Source organism: Streptomyces sichuanensis, from assembly GCF_020328095.1.
In the GTDB taxonomy this organism is placed as follows: Bacteria; Actinomycetota; Actinomycetes; order Streptomycetales; family Streptomycetaceae; genus Streptomyces; species Streptomyces cinnamoneus.
The window spans coordinates 80,704-97,594 of the sequence record NZ_JAIXMK010000034.1 but is presented as its reverse complement, the minus strand read 5'-3'; the positions used below and the strand labels follow the sequence as shown (position 1 = coordinate 97,594).

General features: G+C 73.3%; 16 protein-coding genes. 8 read left to right on the top strand and 8 right to left on the bottom strand.

All coding sequences use genetic code 11. The annotated features are described in order from the left end of the window. From LE181_RS14080 to panD, 3 genes are all read left to right on the top strand, one after another. The coding region (locus LE181_RS14080) for an ATP-binding protein (RefSeq protein WP_225661595.1) at window positions 1-232 on the top strand (232 nt) is incomplete at its 5' end. Between the two features lie 201 nt (window positions 233-433). Beyond that, the gene (locus tag LE181_RS14075; protein ID WP_225660545.1) at window positions 434-2,509 is read left to right on the top strand and encodes a SpoIIE family protein phosphatase; all 2,076 of its coding nucleotides are present in this window, start codon (window positions 434-436) and stop codon (window positions 2,507-2,509) included. A 60-nt stretch (window positions 2,510-2,569) separates the two neighbouring features. Continuing rightward, complete coding sequence (gene panD / locus LE181_RS14070; protein ID WP_225660544.1) at window positions 2,570-2,986, top strand: aspartate 1-decarboxylase; 417 nt, start codon at window positions 2,570-2,572, stop codon at window positions 2,984-2,986. Between the two features lie 289 nt (window positions 2,987-3,275). Here the strand turns inward: panD and LE181_RS14065 are convergent, their stop codons facing one another. From LE181_RS14065 to LE181_RS14055, 3 genes are all read right to left on the bottom strand, one after another. Then, the gene (locus LE181_RS14065; RefSeq protein WP_225661594.1) at window positions 3,276-3,872 is read right to left on the bottom strand and encodes a TetR/AcrR family transcriptional regulator; all 597 of its coding nucleotides are present in this window, start codon (window positions 3,870-3,872) and stop codon (window positions 3,276-3,278) included. Between the two features lie 151 nt (window positions 3,873-4,023). Further along, window positions 4,024-5,778: an acetyl/propionyl/methylcrotonyl-CoA carboxylase subunit alpha gene (locus LE181_RS14060; protein WP_225661593.1), complete on the bottom strand. Its 1,755-nt coding sequence runs from the start codon at window positions 5,776-5,778 to the stop codon at window positions 4,024-4,026. Between the two features lie 295 nt (window positions 5,779-6,073). Then, the gene (locus tag LE181_RS14055) at window positions 6,074-6,832 is read right to left on the bottom strand and encodes an IclR family transcriptional regulator (protein WP_225661592.1); all 759 of its coding nucleotides are present in this window, start codon (window positions 6,830-6,832) and stop codon (window positions 6,074-6,076) included. Between the two features lie 153 nt (window positions 6,833-6,985). On the opposite strand from LE181_RS14055, the gene LE181_RS14050 reads away from it, so the two are divergent. Beyond that, window positions 6,986-7,570 (top strand): hypothetical protein, encoded by a 585-nt coding sequence (locus LE181_RS14050; RefSeq protein WP_225661602.1) that lies wholly within the window; start codon window positions 6,986-6,988, stop codon window positions 7,568-7,570. 13 nt (window positions 7,571-7,583) lie between these two features. Here the strand turns inward: LE181_RS14050 and LE181_RS14045 are convergent, their stop codons facing one another. The 5 genes from LE181_RS14045 to LE181_RS14030 form a co-directional block, all read right to left on the bottom strand. After that, complete coding sequence (locus LE181_RS14045) at window positions 7,584-8,195, bottom strand: nucleoside triphosphate pyrophosphatase (protein WP_225661591.1); 612 nt, start codon at window positions 8,193-8,195, stop codon at window positions 7,584-7,586. A 29-nt stretch (window positions 8,196-8,224) separates the two neighbouring features. Beyond that, window positions 8,225-9,676 (bottom strand): peptidoglycan D,D-transpeptidase FtsI family protein, encoded by a 1,452-nt coding sequence (locus tag LE181_RS14040; protein ID WP_225661590.1) that lies wholly within the window; start codon window positions 9,674-9,676, stop codon window positions 8,225-8,227. 122 nt (window positions 9,677-9,798) lie between these two features. Beyond that, complete coding sequence (gene mmpB / locus LE181_RS32210) at window positions 9,799-9,927, bottom strand: morphogenic membrane protein MmpB (RefSeq protein WP_263868884.1); 129 nt, start codon at window positions 9,925-9,927, stop codon at window positions 9,799-9,801. Window positions 9,928-10,019: 92 nt separating this feature from the next. Further along, window positions 10,020-10,226: an acyl-CoA carboxylase epsilon subunit gene (locus tag LE181_RS14035; protein ID WP_190112784.1), complete on the bottom strand. Its 207-nt coding sequence runs from the start codon at window positions 10,224-10,226 to the stop codon at window positions 10,020-10,022. Between the two features lie 56 nt (window positions 10,227-10,282). Further along, the gene (locus LE181_RS14030; RefSeq protein ID WP_225661589.1) at window positions 10,283-11,881 is read right to left on the bottom strand and encodes an acyl-CoA carboxylase subunit beta; all 1,599 of its coding nucleotides are present in this window, start codon (window positions 11,879-11,881) and stop codon (window positions 10,283-10,285) included. A gap of 147 nt (window positions 11,882-12,028) precedes the next feature. Between LE181_RS14030 and LE181_RS14025 the strand changes: the two genes are divergently transcribed. From LE181_RS14025 to LE181_RS14010, 4 genes are all read left to right on the top strand, one after another. Then, window positions 12,029-12,895 (top strand): biotin--[acetyl-CoA-carboxylase] ligase, encoded by an 867-nt coding sequence (locus LE181_RS14025; RefSeq protein WP_225661588.1) that lies wholly within the window; start codon window positions 12,029-12,031, stop codon window positions 12,893-12,895. A 130-nt stretch (window positions 12,896-13,025) separates the two neighbouring features. Next, a complete protein-coding gene (locus tag LE181_RS14020) occupies window positions 13,026-14,168 on the top strand; it encodes an adenylate/guanylate cyclase domain-containing protein (protein WP_225661587.1) in 1,143 nt (380 codons plus the stop codon). Window positions 14,169-14,665: 497 nt separating this feature from the next. Next, the gene (locus LE181_RS14015; RefSeq protein ID WP_225661586.1) at window positions 14,666-15,460 is read left to right on the top strand and encodes an enoyl-CoA hydratase/isomerase family protein; all 795 of its coding nucleotides are present in this window, start codon (window positions 14,666-14,668) and stop codon (window positions 15,458-15,460) included. A 216-nt stretch (window positions 15,461-15,676) separates the two neighbouring features. Next, window positions 15,677-16,792: a GGDEF domain-containing protein gene (locus tag LE181_RS14010; protein WP_225661601.1), complete on the top strand. Its 1,116-nt coding sequence runs from the start codon at window positions 15,677-15,679 to the stop codon at window positions 16,790-16,792. Window positions 16,793-16,891 lie beyond the last annotated feature (99 nt).

Here is a 16,891-nt window from a genome sequence, read left to right as displayed (position 1 = left end):
CTCCGGCGACGTCCGGCTGGTCCTCAGCCGCACCCCCGACCACCTGGTCGCCCAGGTCACCGACGCCGGCGGCTGTCTGCCGCTGTGCGCCGAGGCCGGTCCGGACAGCGAGAACGGGCGCGGCATGTGGCTCGTCGAGCAGATCGCCGCCCAGTGGGGCCACCACGCCTCCGGCGCCGGGAAGACCGTCTGGTTCGCCCTTCCCCTCCCGGGGGCCCTGCCCGGGGAATGACCCGGTGCGACGGGGGCGCGCGTCGGCCCCGGACACTCCAGCACGGCGATCCGGACGCCGCCGCGGGCTGCGCAGGGGGCGGGTTCGGAGAGAACATGGAAGACGTTGCGGCGTGACGGGCGAGGAAAGGACCGAGGGACCGGGCACCTACGGGCGCGAGGCCGCCGCACCACCCCCGAGCGGGCGGAAGGAGGACCTCGGATGGGCGCCACCGACGCATTCCGGCCGGACCCGGCGCGGTCCGGGCCCGCCCCCTACGAGCCCGGCAGCCTGCTCGACCTGCTCAGCGTGGCCGCGGCGGTGCTGGACCAGGAGGGCCGGATCGTCCTGTGGAGCCCGCAGGCCGAGGAGCTCTTCGGCTGGACCCCTTCCGAGGCCCTGGGCCGCCACGCCGCCCGGCTGCTCGTCGACGACGAGCACCGCGCCGAGGTCCTCGGGCTCTTCGCCAAGGTGATGAGCGGCGGCGCCTGGGCGGGATCCTTCCCCGCCGTGCGCAAGGACGGCACCACCCGGATGCTGGAGTTCCGCAACATGCGGCTGGAGGACGAGGGCGGCGGCGTCTACGCCCTCGGCATGGCCACCGACCAGGACCTCCTGCGCGACGTCGAGCGCGACCTGGCCCTGTCCCTGCGGCTGGTGGCCCAGTCCCCGATCGGGCTGGCCGTCCTGGACACCGACCTGCGCTACGTCATGGTCAACCCCGCCCTGGAGCGCATGCACCGGCTCTCCGCCGAGGAGCACCTCGGCAAGCGCGTCCACGACGTGCTGCCCGTCAAGGACGCCGAGGGGATCGAGGCCGCCATGCGCAAGGTGCTGGCGACGGGGACCCCGCTGCTGGACCAGTTCGTCGTGGGCCGCATGGCCGATCCCGCCGTCGGCGAGCGCGCCCGCCTGGTCTCGTACTACCGGCTGGAGGACCCGGCCGGCCGCGAGATGGGCCTGGCCACCTCGGTGGTCGACGTCACCGAGCGGCACCGGACGGCCACCGAGGCCCGCCGCCGGCTGGCCCTGATCGCCGATGCGTCCGTCCTCATCGGCACCACCCTGGACCTCGACCAGACCGCGCGCGAGCTCGCCGGGGTGGTCGTCCCCGGCCTGGCCGACGTGGCCGCCGTGGACGTCCTCGACACCGTCCTCAGCGGCGCCGCCGCCCCGGGGAGCAAGCAGGCCGCGGTGTTCCGGGCGCTGGCCGTCGCCTCGTCGGAGGCCACCGAGGCGGTCCGGGCCGCCGATCCGCCCGGCGAGATCGCCCGCTACGACGCCGACCGGCTCGTCGCCCGCTGCGTGAGCACCGGCCGCCCCGTCCACCTGCCCCGCGTCACCCCCCGGGACCTTCCCCGCATCGCCCGCGACGAGGAGGCCGCCGGACTCCTGGGCCGGGCCGGGCTGCACTCGTACATGGCGGTGCCGCTGATCGCCCGCGGCGAGGTGCTCGGCGCCCTGGACCTCAAGCGCACCCGCAACCCCGAGCCCTTCGGGGAGGACGACGTCGTCCTGGCCGGGGAGCTCGCCGCCCGCGCGGCGGTCTGCATCGACAACGCCCGCTGGTACCAGCGCGAGCGCGCCACCGCCCTCACCCTCCAGCGCGACCTGCTGCCCCAGGAACCCCAGAGCCCGCCGGGCCTGGAGGTCGCCTACCGCTACCAGCCCGCCGGCGCCGCGGGACAGGTCGGCGGCGACTGGTTCGACGTCATCCCGCAGGACGGCGCCCAGAGCGCCCTGGTCGTCGGCGACGTCATGGGCAGCGGGATCAACGCCGCGGCCGCGATGGGCCAGCTGCGCACCGCCGCCCGCACCCTCTCGGGCCTCGGCCTCGACCCCGCCCAGGTGCTGCGCCACCTCGACCGCACCGCCAGTGGTCTGGACCAGACGATCGCCACCTGCGTCTACGCCGTCTACGACCCGCAGCGCGACGAATGCCGGGTCGCCAACGCCGGGCACCTGCCGCCCGTCCTCGTCCGCCCCGGCCGCCGGCCCGCCCTGCTCGACCTGCCCACGGGCGCGCCCCTGGGGGTCGGCGGCGTCCCCTTCGAGAGCGTCGGGGCCCCGCTGGCACCCGGCGACCAGCTGGTGCTCTACACCGACGGCCTCGTGGAGACCCGCGACGAGGCCATCGACGCCCGGCTGGACGTGCTGGTGGGGCTGCTCGACGGGCCGCCGCTGGACCTGGAGTCCACCTGCGACCTGCTGCTGCGGGAGCTGCGCGAGGACAACGACCAGGACGACGTCGCCCTCCTGATCGCCCGGGTACGGCCGCACGCGCGGACGGTAGAGTGAGGAGATCGCCCTTGACCTGCACAAGCGCAGGCAGGGAGCTGAGTCTCCGGGAGTGTCTCCATGCTGCGTACGATGATGAAGTCCAAGATCCATCGCGCCACCGTCACCCAGGCGGACCTGCACTACGTGGGATCCGTGACCGTCGACGCCGACCTGATGGAAGCGGCCGACCTGCTGCCCGGCGAGAAGGTCGACATCGTCGACATCAACAACGGCGCCCGCCTGTCGACCTACGTCATCGAGGGCCCCCGCGGCAGTGGCGTGCTCGGCATCAACGGCGCCGCCGCCCGGCTGATCAGCCCCGGTGACCTGGTCATCATCATCGCCTACGGCTCCATGGACGACGCCGAGGCGCGCACCTTCGAGCCCCGCGTCGTCTTCGTCGACGAGCGGAACGCCGTGGCCGACCTCGGCAGCGACCCCGCCGCCGTCCCCGAGGGGTCCGGCCTCTCGCGCGGCGACCTCGTCGCCGGCTGACAACCCCTGGGCCATCCCGGCGTGCGACCGCGCGCCGGGCGGCCTAGGCCGTGTCCGCAAAGTCCCGCCTGGCCCGCGACGCTCCCCCAGCTACCGCTGGGAGGTGCCCCCAGGCACGCACGCTCGCCGCGTTGTCGGGATCACCCAAGTACGCCCAGTACGAGGGCGACCCTCCGCCTTGCGATCTCCCCCAGCTACCGCTGGGAGGTGCCCCCAGCACCAGACGCCGCGGGCCACGCCCTTCGGGCGTACGGCGCTACTTTGCGGACACGCCCTAGGCCGACGGGTTCTAGGCCGGGACGGTCCGGGCCTTTATCCCCGTCAGCGTCAGGGTGAGCAGGCGGTCGGCCAACTCCGGGTCGTCCGGGGACTGTTCGACCGCCAGCGAAATGGCGTTGGTCAGCTGCATCAGGTCCACGATGTCCACGTCGTCGCGGATGGCGCCGGCCCGCTGTGCGCGGGCCAGCAGCATGCTGCCCGCCTCGCGCATCGGCAGGCTGCACCGGGACATCGCGGAGCCCTCGTCGGTCTGCGCGGCCATCAGGGCGCGGGACAGCCCGCGGTAGGTGCTGGCGTGCGCCACGATGGCCCGCAGCCAGGCGACGAGCGCCCGGCAGGGCTCGGGGGAGGCCAGCAGCTCGCGGGAGCGTGCGAGCAGGCCGTCCACCTCGCCCTGGAAGACCGCGCTCATCAGCGCGGTGCGGTTGGGGAAGTGCCGGTAGAGCGTGCCGATGCCGACCCCGGCCCGCTTGGCGATGTCCTCCAGGGAGGCGTCCGTGCCGTGCTCGGTGAACGCCGTGCGGGCCTCCACGAGCAGCCGCTCGTAGTTGCGCCGGGCGTCCGCGCGCATAGGTCGTGGTGACGTCTGCGCCGCGTCGGTCGCCATTCCGTCAGTCCTCCCGATCGGTGGCCGCAAAGCCGGCCTCAGGTCCCACAGTCCCCGTCGGTCAAGGATGCCAGGCCCGTGCGCGCCCCGGCCCACGAATGCCACGGGCCCCGGCCTGTGCGGCCGGGGCCCGTAGGCGGAGCTGAACCGGTCAGTCCTTGATCTCGCAGATCACGGCGCCGGAGGAGACGGACGCGCCGACCTCGGCCGTGATGCCCTTGACCGTGCCGGAGCGGTGGGCGTTCAGGGGCTGCTCCATCTTCATGGCCTCCAGGACCACGATGAGGTCGCCCTCGTTGACCTGCTGGCCCTCCTCGACGGCCACCTTGACGATGGTGCCCTGCATCGGGGAGGCCAGGGCGTCGCCGGAGGCCGCGGAGCCGGACTTCTTGGCCGCCCGGCGCTTGGGCTTGGCGCCGCCGGCCGCGGCGGTGCGGGCGATGGTCATGCCGAGCGAGGAGGGCAGCGAGACCTCCAGGCGCTTGCCGCCCACCTCGACGATCACGGTCTCGCGGCCGGGCGCTTCCTCGTCCTCGTCCGCCGCCGCACCCGCGAAGGGCGCGATGGTGTTCTCGAACTCGGTCTCGATCCAGCGAGTGTGGACCCGGAAGGGGTCCGAGGTGAAGGCGGGGTCGGCGACGACCGTCCGGTGGAAGGGGATGGCCGTGGCCATGCCCTCGACCTGGAACTCCGCCAGGGCCCGGGCCGCGCGCTGCAGGGCCTGCTCGCGGGTGGCGCCGGTGATGATCAGCTTGGCCAGCAGGGAGTCCCAGGCGGGGCCGATGACCGAGCCGGACTCCACGCCCGCGTCCAGGCGGACGCCGGGGCCGGCCGGCGGGTCGAAGCGGGTGACGGTGCCGGGGGCCGGCAGGAAGTTGCGGCCCGGGTCCTCGCCGTTGATGCGGAACTCGAACGAGTGGCCGCGCAGCGGCGGGTCGTCGTAGCCCAGCTCCTCGCCGTCGGCGATGCGGAACATCTCGCGCACGAGGTCGATGCCGGTGACCTCCTCGGTCACCGGGTGCTCGACCTGCAGACGGGTGTTGACCTCCAGGAAGGAGATCGTGCCGTCCTGGCCGACCAGGAACTCGCAGGTGCCGGCGCCCTCGTAGCCGGCCTCCTTGAGGATGGCCTTGGAGGCGCGGTACAGCTCGGCGTTCTGCTCGTCGCTCAGGAACGGCGCGGGAGCCTCCTCGACGAGCTTCTGGTGACGGCGCTGCAGCGAGCAGTCGCGGGTGGAGACCACGACCACGTTGCCGTGCTTGTCGGCGAGGCACTGGGTCTCGACGTGGCGCGGACGGTCCAGGTAGCGCTCGACGAAGCACTCGCCGCGGCCGAAGGCGGCGACGGCCTCACGGACGGCCGAGTCGTAGAGCTCGGGGACCTCTTCGAGGGTGCGGGCGACCTTCAGGCCGCGGCCGCCGCCGCCGAAGGCGGCCTTGATGGCGATCGGCAGGCCGTGCTCCTCGGCGAACGCCACGACCTCCTCGGCCCCGCTGACGGGGTCGGGGGTGCCGGCGACGAGCGGGGCACCCGCGCGCTGGGCGATGTGACGGGCCGCCACCTTGTCGCCCAGGTCGCGAATGGCCTGCGGGGGCGGGCCGATCCAGGTCAGGCCGGCGTCGATGACGGCCTGTGCGAATTCGGCGTTCTCCGAGAGGAAGCCGTAACCCGGGTGGATGGCGTCCGCGCCGGACTCGGCTGCGGCGGCAAGCACCTTGGCCACGTCGAGGTAGCTGGTCGCGGGGGTGTCACCGCCCAGCGCATAGGCTTCGTCGGCCGCGCGGACATGCAACGCGTCGCGGTCCGGATCGGCGTACACCGCCACACTTCCGATCCCGGCGTCCCGGCACGCACGAGCGACGCGGACAGCAATTTCGCCACGGTTGGCGATGAGCACCTTGCGCACGATTGGCTCCCTCCTTGAAACAAGGCGAGTTTAGGTACTGGCGACACCTTGTGCCGACCCGACTTCCGGGGTGACCTTGCCCACACGGAGCGTGAGAAGGGAGCCGTGTGTGAGCGGAAGTCCCCAGATCATCCACGGTACGCCGGGTTTCCCGGCGTGCCGATCGCGCGAAGGTGTGGTCAAGCTCTCGGGGGGTGCCGGGCCCCTGTGAAGCCGTTTCTTTGTGGAGTCCCTACGAACGGGTGACGGAAAGTTTGCGTGCCGTCCCGGACCGTAGGGCCCCGTATCCATGGGCTTACCCGTCAGTAGCGCCGCTGATGTGCACCGCGTTCTGGAACGCGGCCGCCTCCGCCGCCACCTGGCGCAGCGTTTCGGCCACGTCCCGGCCGCGGCGGTGGAAGTCCTCCAGCGGCAGCGCGGCGGAGACGGCCGTGAGCGCCCCGGCCGTCGGTACGGGCACCGCCACGCACGCCACGCCGGGCGCACACTCCTCCACTTCCACGGCCATCCCCTCGCGCCGCACGCGGCGCAGCTGGTCGTCCAGCCGCTGCGGAGAGGTGATGGTGCGCGGGGTGATCGCGCGCATTCCGGACGCCGCCAGATAGCGCAGCCGGGCCGCTCGCGGCAGGGCCGAGAGGAGGACCTTGCCGTGGGCGGTGGCGTGCCCCGCGTCGTCCCGGCCCAGCGTGAAGCCGCCGGTGGCCGGGCGGGTGGCGGTCGCGGCGGCGAGCACGGCGATGCCGCCGTCGCGGTAGGTGCTGAAGTAGGTGTCCACGCCCACGGCCCGGCGTGTCTGCTGCAGCAGCTCCTGCACCTCGCCGCTCATCCGCATCTGCCGCCGGAAGGCGTCGTGCAGGGCCGGCACCCGGTAGCCCAGGGCGTAGCCGGCGGGCGTGCGGACGACGTGGCCGCGGGCGGCGAGGGTGCCCAGCAGCTCGTAGACGGTGGACAGGCCGCAGCCCAGCTGCCGGGCGAGCGCCTTGGCGGGTACCGGCCCGTCGGACGCGGCGACGGCGTCCAGGACGTCCAGGGCGCGGTCGACGGACTGCGGCATGACGGACCTCTCTCGCGGTGGGTGAGCGGTAGGTAAAGGGGCAGTATTTAAAGGGAAGTTATGGGAAATGTACGGGTTCCGGGCAGGTGGCGAAAACCGCTCGACCGAGGGAGGAGGGGGTGACCGAAATACCCTGACATCGTTGATGAAGTCATGATCAAGCGCATTGCTGCCGCTGCGGCCCTGGCCGGCGCCGCACTGTCCCTGTCCTCGGCCGCCGCCTCCGCCTCGCCCGTCGCGCCGACGCCGGTCGCGCCGCCGCCCTCGTCGAGCGCGGGCCCCGTCAAGGTCACCGCCCCGCCCAAGGACACCCCCGAGAAGGCCGCCAGGACCACCCCGGGCAGGACCGCACCGGCGAAGGCGACACCGGGCAGGACGGCACCGGCGAAGACCGGGCCGGCGAAGGTCGCCCCCGCCAAGGGGACGCCGGCCAAGCCCGGGCCTGCGAAGCCCGTGCCCTCCAAGGCCGCGCACCCGAAGGCCACGCCCGCCAAGCCCGCGCACCCGGCGGCCGCTCCGGCCAGGACGGCTCCGGCCAAGGCCAAGCACGCCAAGCCCAGGCCCGTCGTGCAGGGGCACTCCGGTCCGCAGCCGCCGAAGGGCATGCCGGAGATGCCGGTCGCCCCGGACATCGCGCCGCCGCAGGACCAGAGCCTGCACCCCGGCATCGCCAACGGGCTGCGCAAGCTCGACCAGCTGAACCAGCTGAAGCAGGTCCCCGCCGCGCTGCCGCTCTAGGCTCCGCCCGACGTCACGCCCACAGGTCGGTGATGCCGACCCCGAGCTCGGCGAGCAGCTCGCGCAGCAGCGGCAGCGACAGGCCGATCACATTGCCGGGGTCGCCGTCGATGCCCTGGACGAACGGCGCGGAGCGGCCGTCGAGGGTGAAGGCGCCCGCGACGTGCAGCGGCTCGCCGGAGGCCACGTAGGCGGCGATCTCGGCGTCCGACGGCTCGCCGAAGCGGACGGTGGTGGAGGCGGTCGCCGAGGCCCGGCGGCCGGTGGCGGTGTCGACGACGCAGTGCCCGGTGCGCAGGACGCCGGAGCGGCCGCGCATCGACTTCCAGCGGGCCGTCGCCTCCTCGGCGTCGGCCGGCTTGCCGAGCGCCAGGCCGTCCAGCTCCAGCACCGAGTCGCAGCCGACGACCAGCGCCCCGGCCGCCGCGTCCTGGCCGGCGACGGCGGCGGCCTTCGCCTCGGCGAGGACCAGGGCCAGCTCGGCGGGGGTCGGGGCGTCGAGCGCGTCCTCGTCGACTCCGCTGACGATCACCTCGGGGGCCAGCCCGGCCTGGCGCAGCAGGCCGAGGCGGGCGGGGGACTGGGAGGCGAGGACGAGGCGGCGGCGCGCGGTGCAGTCGGTCATACGGGCCAGCCTACGGGCGGCACGGGGCGTCACTTGTCGAGCACGGCCCGCATGACCTTCTTGGCGATCGGCCCGGCGAGCCGGCCGCCGGAGATCTCGTCGTCCGGCACGCTGTCGTCCGGGTCGACCATCACGGCGACGGCGACGGGCGAGCCGTCGGAGGTCTTGGCGTAGGAGATGAACCAGGCCAGGTTCTTCTGGTCCTTGCCGCGCTCGGCGGTGCCGGTCTTGCCGCCGACGGTGACGCCGTCGATGAGCGCGGCCTTGCCGGTGCCCTTCGTCGCGGTGTCCTCCATCATCTGCTGGATCTTCTTCGCCACCTCGGGCGAGACGGCCCGGGACATCTCCTCGGGCTCGTGCTTCTCGATGACGGACAGGTCGGGGCCGCGCAGCTCCTCGACCATGTAGGGCTTCATCAGCTTGCCGTCGTTGGCGATGGCGGCGGTCATCATCGCGACCTGCAGGGGGGTGGCGGTGAGGCTGCCCTGGCCGATGCCGGCCATCGCGGTCTGGGAGGTGTTGATGCCGGAGGGGAAGGTGCTCTTGCTGGCCCGCACCGGCACGAAGTACTGCTGGTTGAAGCCGAACTTCTCGGCCGTCGCACGCATCTTGTCCTTGCCGAGGTCGGAGCCGACCTTGCCGTAGACGGTGTTGCAGGAGTTCTGCATGGCGACGTTGAGCGAGGCGTTCTTGCAGGGGGCGTTGGGGTTCTGGTTGGGCAGCCTGGTCACCGTGCCGGGCATGATCCACGGGTCGGGGGAGTCGGTGCTCGCGTCGACGTCCGTGTAGAGGCCGTTCTCCAGGGCCGCGGCCGCCGTCACGATCTTGAACGTGGAGCCGGGCGGGTAGGTCTCCCGCAGCGCCCGGTTGTTCATCGGCTTGTCCGCGTCCTTCTGCAACGCCTCCCAGGCGGCCTGGTCCTGCTTGCCGTTCCCCGCGAAGACGGACGGGTCGTACGAGGGCGTGGAGGCGGCCGCGAGGATCCTGCCGGTGCGCGGGTCGAGGGCGACCACGGCGCCCTTCCTGTTGCCCAGGCCCTCGTAGGCGGCCTTCTGCGCCTTCGGGTCGATGGTCGTCACCACGTCGCCGCCCCGGGGCTTCTTGCCGGTCAGCATGTCCGTCGGGTGCTGCAGGAGGAGGCGGTCGTCGGCGCCGCTGAGCAGCTTGTCGTTGACGCCTTCGAGGTAGGAGCTGCCGTAGCTCTGCGAGGAGAAGCCCGTGATCGGGGCGTACATCTTGCCGTCGGTGAAGGTCCGCTTGTACTTCAGGTCGCCGTCCGTCTCCGTGGAGCCGGTGACGGGCCGGCCGCCGACGATGATGTTGCCGCGCGGCTGCGAGAAGCCGGCGATCGCCACCCGGCGGTTGTTCTTGTGACCGGACAGCTCGTCGCTGCGGACGAACTGAACCCACGTGGCCTGCACCAGCAGGGCGAGGATCAGCGCCCCGGTGAATATCGCTATTCGGCGTACGGGTTTGTTCATGATGAGACGGACTCCCGCGGTTCTCCCCGTTCACGGCATATCACTGGGCATGACGCGAATCGGGCGAATGCGGTTGCAGGAGGGGCAAACCTATGAGGCGCCTGTGAACCCGGCCGTCCCGCTCAGCCCGTCCCCAGCAGCAGGAACAGCAGCACCATCCCTACCGCCAGCACGATCCCGGCCCGCCGGAGCATGGCTTGCGCCTCGCGCAGTTCCTCGGGCGGTTCATCGGACGGGTCGGACCAGAGCATGGCCCCCATGGTCCGGCCGGAACGCGCGTGGCGCCTGAGTACGCGTACTCAGGCGCCACGGGCAAAACGGGAACGACGGGTACTTACGGGGCTCAGGAGGGCCAGTAGGTGGTGCGCCACGAGCGCGGCCCCGGCGCCGGGACGCGCCGGGCCGCGACCAGCCGCTCCGGGCTGGACCACTCCGGCCGGTCGGGCTCGGACGGCGCGGCGGCGGCCCCCGCCGCCGCGCGGGCCTGGACCACCGCCAGGGCGGCGGCCAGCTCCTCGGGGGTCGGGTTGCCCCGTACGACCTTGATCACGACGGCTTCCCTTTCTGTTGCCTGGTGCTGTCGGTGCGGGCCTGGGAGGTGCGTCCCTACAGGGGGATGTTCCCGTGCTTCTTGGGCGGCAGCACCTCACGCTTGTCCCGCAGCGTCCGCAGCCCGCGCACGATGTGCCGGCGGGTCTCCGACGGCATGATCACCGCATCGACGTAGCCGCGCTCGGCCGCGGCGTACGGGTTGAGCAGCGCGTCCTCGTAGTCCGCGATCAGCTGCGCCCGCAGCTCCTCCTGTGCCTCGGGCGTCTCCGCGGCCGCGAGGGAACGGCGGTGCAGGATGTTGACCGCGCCCTGCGCGCCCATGACCGCGATCTGCGCGGTCGGCCAGGCCAGGTTGAGATCGGCGCCCAGGTGCTTGGAGCCCATGACGTCGTACGCGCCGCCGAACGCCTTGCGCGTGATGACCGTGATCAGCGGGACCGTCGCCTCGGCGTAGGCGTAGATCAGCTTGGCGCCGCGCCGGATGATGCCGTTGTACTCCTGGTCGGTGCCCGGGAGGAAGCCGGGGACGTCCACGAACGTCAGCACCGGGACGTTGAAGGCGTCGCAGGTGCGCACGAAGCGCGCGGCCTTCTCGCTGGCGTTGATGTCCAGGCAGCCGGCGAACTGCATCGGCTGGTTGGCGACGATGCCCACCGGGTGGCCCTCGACCCGGCCGAAGCCCGTGATGATGTTCGGCGCGAAGAGCGCCTGGGTCTCCAGGAACTCGCCGTCGTCCAGGACGTGCTCGATCACCGTGTGCATGTCGTACGGCTGGTTCGCCGAGTCCGGGATCAGCACGTCCAGCTCGCGGTCGGCGTCCGAGACGTCCAGGTCCGCCTCCTCGGGGAAGGCCGGCGGCTCGGAGAGGTTGTTCGACGGCAGGTACGACAGCAGCGCCTTGACGAAGTCGATGGCGTCCTTCTCGTCACCCGCCATGTGGTGCGCCACGCCCGAGGTGGTGTTGTGCGTCCGGGCGCCGCCCAGCTCCTCGAAGCCGACGTCCTCGCCCGTGACCGTCTTGATGACGTCGGGACCGGTGATGAACATGTGCGAGGTCTGATCCACCATCACCGTGAAGTCCGTGATGGCGGGCGAGTAGACCGCGCCGCCCGCGCACGGCCCGACGATCAGGGAGATCTGGGGGATCACACCCGACCCGTGGACGTTTCGACGGAAGATCTCGGCAAACAGGCCGAGCGCGACCACGCCCTCCTGGATCCGCGCCCCGCCGCCGTCGTTGATGCCGATGACGGGGCAGCCCGTCTTGAGGGCGAAGTCCATCACCTTGACGATCTTCTCGCCGTAGACCTCGCCGAGCGAACCGCCGAAGATGGTGAAGTCCTGCGAGTACACGCAGACCGTCCGGCCGTCCACCGTGCCGTAGCCGGTGACGACGCCGTCCCCGTAGGGGCGGTTGGCCTCGATGCCGAAGTTGGTCGAACGGTGCCGGGCGAACTCGTCGAGCTCGACGAACGAGCCCTCGTCCAGCAGCAGATCGATCCGCTCGCGCGCCGTCAGCTTCCCTTTGGCGTGCTGCTTCTCCACCGCACGCGCGGAGCCCGCGTGCGTCGCCTCCTCGATCCGGCGCTGCAGATCCGCGAGCTTGCCGGCGGTGGTGTGGATGTCGAATCCAGAGGTGTGCGGCTCGGACACGGGATAAGGCTCCTGCTCGTCCAGAGGTGTGGGTGAGTTCGGGCTGACCGGGTGCTACCGGTCCGTAGCGTATCGGCGCGGCTGCGCTGCGGCAGTGCGTCGTTGGCCACACCGATTCCTCCTCCCCTGCCTCCTATGGTGGCTGTTATGACGCCCCCTGACGCCCCCGGATCACCCGACCCCGCCAACCGCTGGTCCAACCTCGACCGTCCCCCGCTGAACGCCACCGCCCTGCGACGCGGACTGCTGCGCCCCGGCGCGCTGTGGACCTCCGTCGACGTCGTGCAGCGGACCGGCTCCACCAACTCCGACCTCGTCGCCTCCGGCGGCCCCGAGGGCGCCGTGCTCGTCGCCGAGGAGCAGTCCGCCGGCCGCGGCCGCCTCGACCGCACCTGGTCCGCGCCGCCCCGCTCCGGCCTCTTCTTCTCCGTCCGCCTCACCCCCGGCCCCGGCGTGCCCGCCGGGCGCTGGGGCTGGCTCCCCCTCCTCGCCGGCGTCGCCACCGCCACCGCGCTCTCCCGCGCCGCCGGCGTCGACACCGCCCTGAAGTGGCCCAACGACCTGCTCGTCACCGTCGACGGGCAGGAACGCAAGGCCGGCGGCATCCTCGCCGAACGCGCGGGGGACAGCGTCGTGGTCGGCATCGGCCTCAACGTCTCGCTGCGCGCCGACGAGCTGCCCGTGCCGGGAGCCGGATCGCTCGCGCTCGCCGGAGCCAAGGTCCTCGACCGCGACCCGCTGCTGCGGGCCGTCCTGCGCTCCCTGGAGGAGTGGTACGGCGAGTGGCGCGCCGCCGGCGGCGACCCCGCGGCCTGCCGCCTGCAGGAGGCGTACGCCGCAGGCTGCGCCACCCTCGGCCGGACCGTGCGCGCCGAACTGCCCGGCGGCCGGGACCTCGTCGGCGAGGCAGTGGCCGTCGACGGCGACGGACGGCTGGTGCTGGCGACGGCCGAAGGGGTCCAGGAGCCGGTGGGAGCGGGTGACATCGTCCATTTGCGGCCGGCAGGGTCGTAAACGTCGTAAAGAGTGAGTGCCGTGTCGCCGGGAGAGTGAGCTACGGCACACCTGACGTATCGTTGTGCACGGAACCTAAGCGAGCAGTGATCGGCAGGGCAGTGCGCACGGATCGGACAGGGGGCGGGCGGTGACCGCCGACGATGGGGGAACCTCCCGTGCCGTCAGGGCCACGGGGGAGGACGGTGCCGCAGGCGCAGCCTCCGAGGAGGACTTCGGTGAGGAGAGCGCCGAGGAGGGCGGCGACCCCCTCGCCCTCCGGCTCGAAGCCCTGATCCTGGGTGCCGAGCGGCGCTACACCCCCTTCCAGGCCGCCCGCGCGGCCGGCGTCTCGATGGATCTGGCCGCCCGCTTCTGGCGGGCCATGGGCTTCGCCGACATCGGCCAGGCCAGGGCGCTGACCGAGGCCGACGTGCTGGCGCTGCGGCGCCTGGCCGGCCTGGTCGAGGCGGGCCTGCTCAGCGAGCCCATGGCCGTCCAGGTCGCCCGCTCCACCGGGCAGACCACGGCCCGGCTCGCCGACTGGCAGATCGACTCCTTCCTGGAGGGCCTGACCGAGCCTCAGGAGGGCATGACCCGCACGGAGATCACCTATCCGCTGGTCGAGCTGCTCCTGCCGGAGCTGGAGGAGTTCCTCATCTACGTCTGGCGGCGCCAGCTCGCCGCTGCCACCGGCCGTGTCGTCCAGGCGGCCGACGACGCGGAGATGGTCGACCGCCGCCTCGCCGTCGGCTTCGCGGACCTCGTCGGCTTCACCCGGCTGACGCGCCGCCTGGAGGAGGAGGAGCTCGGCGAGCTGGTCGAGGCGTTCGAGACCACGGCCGCCGACCTCGTGGCCGCCCACGGCGGCCGCCTGATCAAGACCCTGGGCGACGAGGTCCTCTACGCGGCCGACGACGCGGGCACCGCCGCCGAGATCGGCCTGCGGCTCATCGAGACCCTCACCAACGACGAGACCATGCCCGAACTGCGGGTCGGCATCGCCTTCGGGACGGTCACCACCCGCATGGGCGACGTCTTCGGCACGACGGTCAACCTCGCCAGCCGCCTGACGTCGATAGCGCCGAAGGACGCCGTGCTCGTGGACGGCGCCCTCGCGGAGGAACTGGCCCGCGCCGGGGACGCCCCCAAGTCGGAGGCGGAGGCCGCGGCGGCCCAGGAGGCGGGCGAGGAACACCCCGAGTACCGCTTCGCCCTCCAGCCGATGTGGCAGCGGCCGGTACGGGGCCTGGGCGTGGTGGAGCCCTGGCTCCTCACCCGCCGCGGCGACTGACCGGCACGCCCACGGGCCCGCCACGGCCGGGGCCCGCCGCGACCGGGGCCCGCCCGCCCCGGCCCGGGAGCCCCGGAGCGTTCGTCCTCCGCTCGCTCCGGTCCGGGAGCCTGGTCCGTTCGTCCCGGTCCGCTCGCTCCGGTCCGTTCGTCCCGGCCGCTTGCTCCGGCCTGCCCGCCCCGGTCCGGGAGCTCGGGCCCGTTCGTCCCGGCCGGCGCGCGCCGGTCCGCTTGCCCCGGCCCGCCCTTCCGGGCCCGTTCGCCCGGCCGGTCCGCTTGCTCGGGCCCGTCCGCCCCGGCCAGGGAGCCCCGGGTGCATGCACGCCCGCCGCCGGCACGGCCGGTGGGCGCAGGGCCGGGCGGTGCGCCCACCGGGACCCAGCCCGCCCTCCTCCCGCCGCGCTTCGGGGGCGCTCGGCTCTGGTTTCGCGCCCCGGGCCCCGGCATGATCGGTGCCCACAGCCGGACATGGATCAGCCGCAGATCAGGAGGGCAAACGTGAGTGAGCGCCGCTTCGGGGAATGGATCGCCATCCGCAGGCACGGCCACGTGGCCGAGCTCGTACTGGACCGTCCCAAGGCCATGAACGCCGTCTCCACCGAGCTCGGCCGCGGCGTCACCGAGGCCACCGCCGCCCTCGCCGCCGACCGCGACGTCCGGGCCGTCGTCCTGACGTCCACGAACGACCGCGCGTTCTGCGTCGGCGCGGACCTGAAGGAGCGCAACTCCTTCAGCGACGACGACCTGCGCCGCCAGCGCCCCTACGCCCGCGCCTGCTACACCGGCGTGCTCGAACTGCCCGTGCCCGCCATCGCCGCCGTGCAGGGCTTCGCGCTGGGGGGAGGCTTCGAGCTCGCCCTGTCCTGCGACCTGATCGTCGCCGACGGCACCGCCGTCGTCGGCCTCCCCGAGGTCTCGGTGGGCGTGATCCCCGGCGGTGGCGGCACGCAGCTGCTGCCCCGCCGCGTCGGGGCGGCCCGCGCCGCCGAGCTGATCTTCACCGCGCGGCGCGTGGAGGCGGCGGAGGCCCGTGAGTTGGGGCTCATCGACGTGCTGGTGGACGCCGGGCAGGCCCGTGCCGAGGCGCTGGCGCTGGCCGGACGGATCGCCGCCAACTCGCCGGTCGGCGTGCGCGCCGCGAAGCGGGCCCTACGGCTGGGGCACGGGCTGGACCTGCGGGCGGGCCTGGAGGTGGAGGACGCGGCGTGGCGCACGGTGGCCTTCTCCGGCGACCGGGCGGAGGGCGTGGCGGCCTTCAACGAGAAGCGGACGCCGAACTGGCCGGGCGAGTGAGCGGCACCCGCGGCCGGGCTGCCCGTTCCGGGCCCCGGCTCCGGGGAGCCGTTCCCCCGTCCAAGAGTGCATAAAGGCTCTTATAAAGCGGAATGAGCCCAACGTTCTTACGCTGGAGTGCAGAACCTGCGCACCGTGACGGAATGTGAGGCTCGGGTGGCAGCTGACGGGGAGGGTGACGACCGCCTGCGCGCCGTGGTGGAGCTGGCGCAGGCGATGGCCGCCGCGCCCACCCCCCTCGAAAGCGTCGAGGCCGCCGCGGAGGGCGCGCGACGCGCGCTGGGCGCCGCTTTCGCCGCCGTCTCGGTCTGGGAGCGCGAGCGGGGACGGCTGCGGGTGCTCGTCAACACCGGGGAGCTGGCCCCCGGGGAGGAACGTTTCCCCAGCGACGAGTCCTACCCCGTGCACGCCTTTCCGGAGATCGCCGGGGTCCTGCGGGAGGCGGCGGCGGGGGGCTCGCCGCGCGCGTGGGTGGAGACGGCGGACGCCCCCGGCGAGGAGACGCACGTCCGGCGCGGGGCCGTTCTGCGGCGGCGCGGGCGGGGGTGCTGCATCGTCGCCCCTGTCGTGCTGCACGGCCGCGCCTGGGGCGAGTTGTACGTGGCGCGCCTCCTCGGGGCGCCCGTCTTCGACGGCGCGGACGCGGAGTTCGCGACGGTGCTGGCGGCGGTGACCGCGTCGGGGATCGCCCAGACCGAGCGGCTGGAGGAGGTGCGGCGGCTGGCGTTCACCGATCCGCTGACGGGGCTGGCGAACCGCCGGGCCGTCGACGCGCGGCTCGACGAGGCCGTGGAGCGGCACCAGTTGGACGGTGTCGTCGTGAGTCTGGTGGTGTGCGACCTCAACGGGCTCAAGCGCGTCAACGACACCTTGGGGCACGCGGTGGGCGACCGCCTGCTGGAACGTTTCGGCTCGGTGCTGTCGCTGTGCGGGGCGATGCTGCCGGGGGCGTTGGCGGCGCGGCTGGGCGGCGACGAGTTCTGTCTGCTGACGGTGGGGCCGGAGGCGGACGAGGTGGTGCGGGTGGCCGGCGAACTGTGCCGGCGGGCAGGGGAGCTGGAGCTGGGGGAGGGGGTCGCGTGCGGGGTGGCGTCGACCGGCGACCCGATCGGGCCGGTGCGCTCGGCCCGGCGGCTGTTCCGGCTGGCGGACGCGGCGCAGTACCGGGCGAAGGGGGCGGGGTCGGCGGAGCCGGTGGTCGCGGGGCGGGAGGGCGGCAGGGGGCGGCCGGATCCGGTGGTGCGGATGGCGGACCGCCCGCCGGAGCCCACGGCCGGGCCCGGGGGCGCGGTGGAACGGCGGCGGTTCCGGGGCCGTGGCGGGCCGGGCTGAGCAAGGTCGTCGGGCCCGGCCGAGCAAGGTCATCGGGCCCGGCGGTCGCGCCCGGGCGAGGAAGGTCGCCGGGCCTTTGCTCGTTGTACTGGAAAAAGG

Bases quoted from the DNA above. Each gene is read 5' to 3' on its own strand.
- LE181_RS14075 (WP_225660545.1), top strand. From the start codon at position 434: ATGGGCGCCACCGACGCATTCCGGCCGGACCCGGCGCGGTCCGGGCCC.
- panD (WP_225660544.1), top strand. From the start codon at position 2,570: ATGCTGCGTACGATGATGAAGTCCAAGATCCATCGCGCCACCGTCACC.
- LE181_RS14065 (WP_225661594.1), bottom strand. From the start codon at position 3,872: ATGGCGACCGACGCGGCGCAGACGTCACCACGACCTATGCGCGCGGAC.
- LE181_RS14055 (WP_225661592.1), bottom strand. From the start codon at position 6,832: ATGCCGCAGTCCGTCGACCGCGCCCTGGACGTCCTGGACGCCGTCGCC.
- LE181_RS14050 (WP_225661602.1), top strand. From the start codon at position 6,986: ATGATCAAGCGCATTGCTGCCGCTGCGGCCCTGGCCGGCGCCGCACTG.
- LE181_RS14045 (WP_225661591.1), bottom strand. From the start codon at position 8,195: ATGACCGACTGCACCGCGCGCCGCCGCCTCGTCCTCGCCTCCCAGTCC.
- LE181_RS14040 (WP_225661590.1), bottom strand. From the start codon at position 9,676: ATGAACAAACCCGTACGCCGAATAGCGATATTCACCGGGGCGCTGATC.
- mmpB (WP_263868884.1), bottom strand. From the start codon at position 9,927: ATGCTCTGGTCCGACCCGTCCGATGAACCGCCCGAGGAACTGCGCGAG.
- LE181_RS14025 (WP_225661588.1), top strand. From the start codon at position 12,029: ATGACGCCCCCTGACGCCCCCGGATCACCCGACCCCGCCAACCGCTGG.
- LE181_RS14010 (WP_225661601.1), top strand. From the start codon at position 15,677: ATGGCCGCCGCGCCCACCCCCCTCGAAAGCGTCGAGGCCGCCGCGGAG.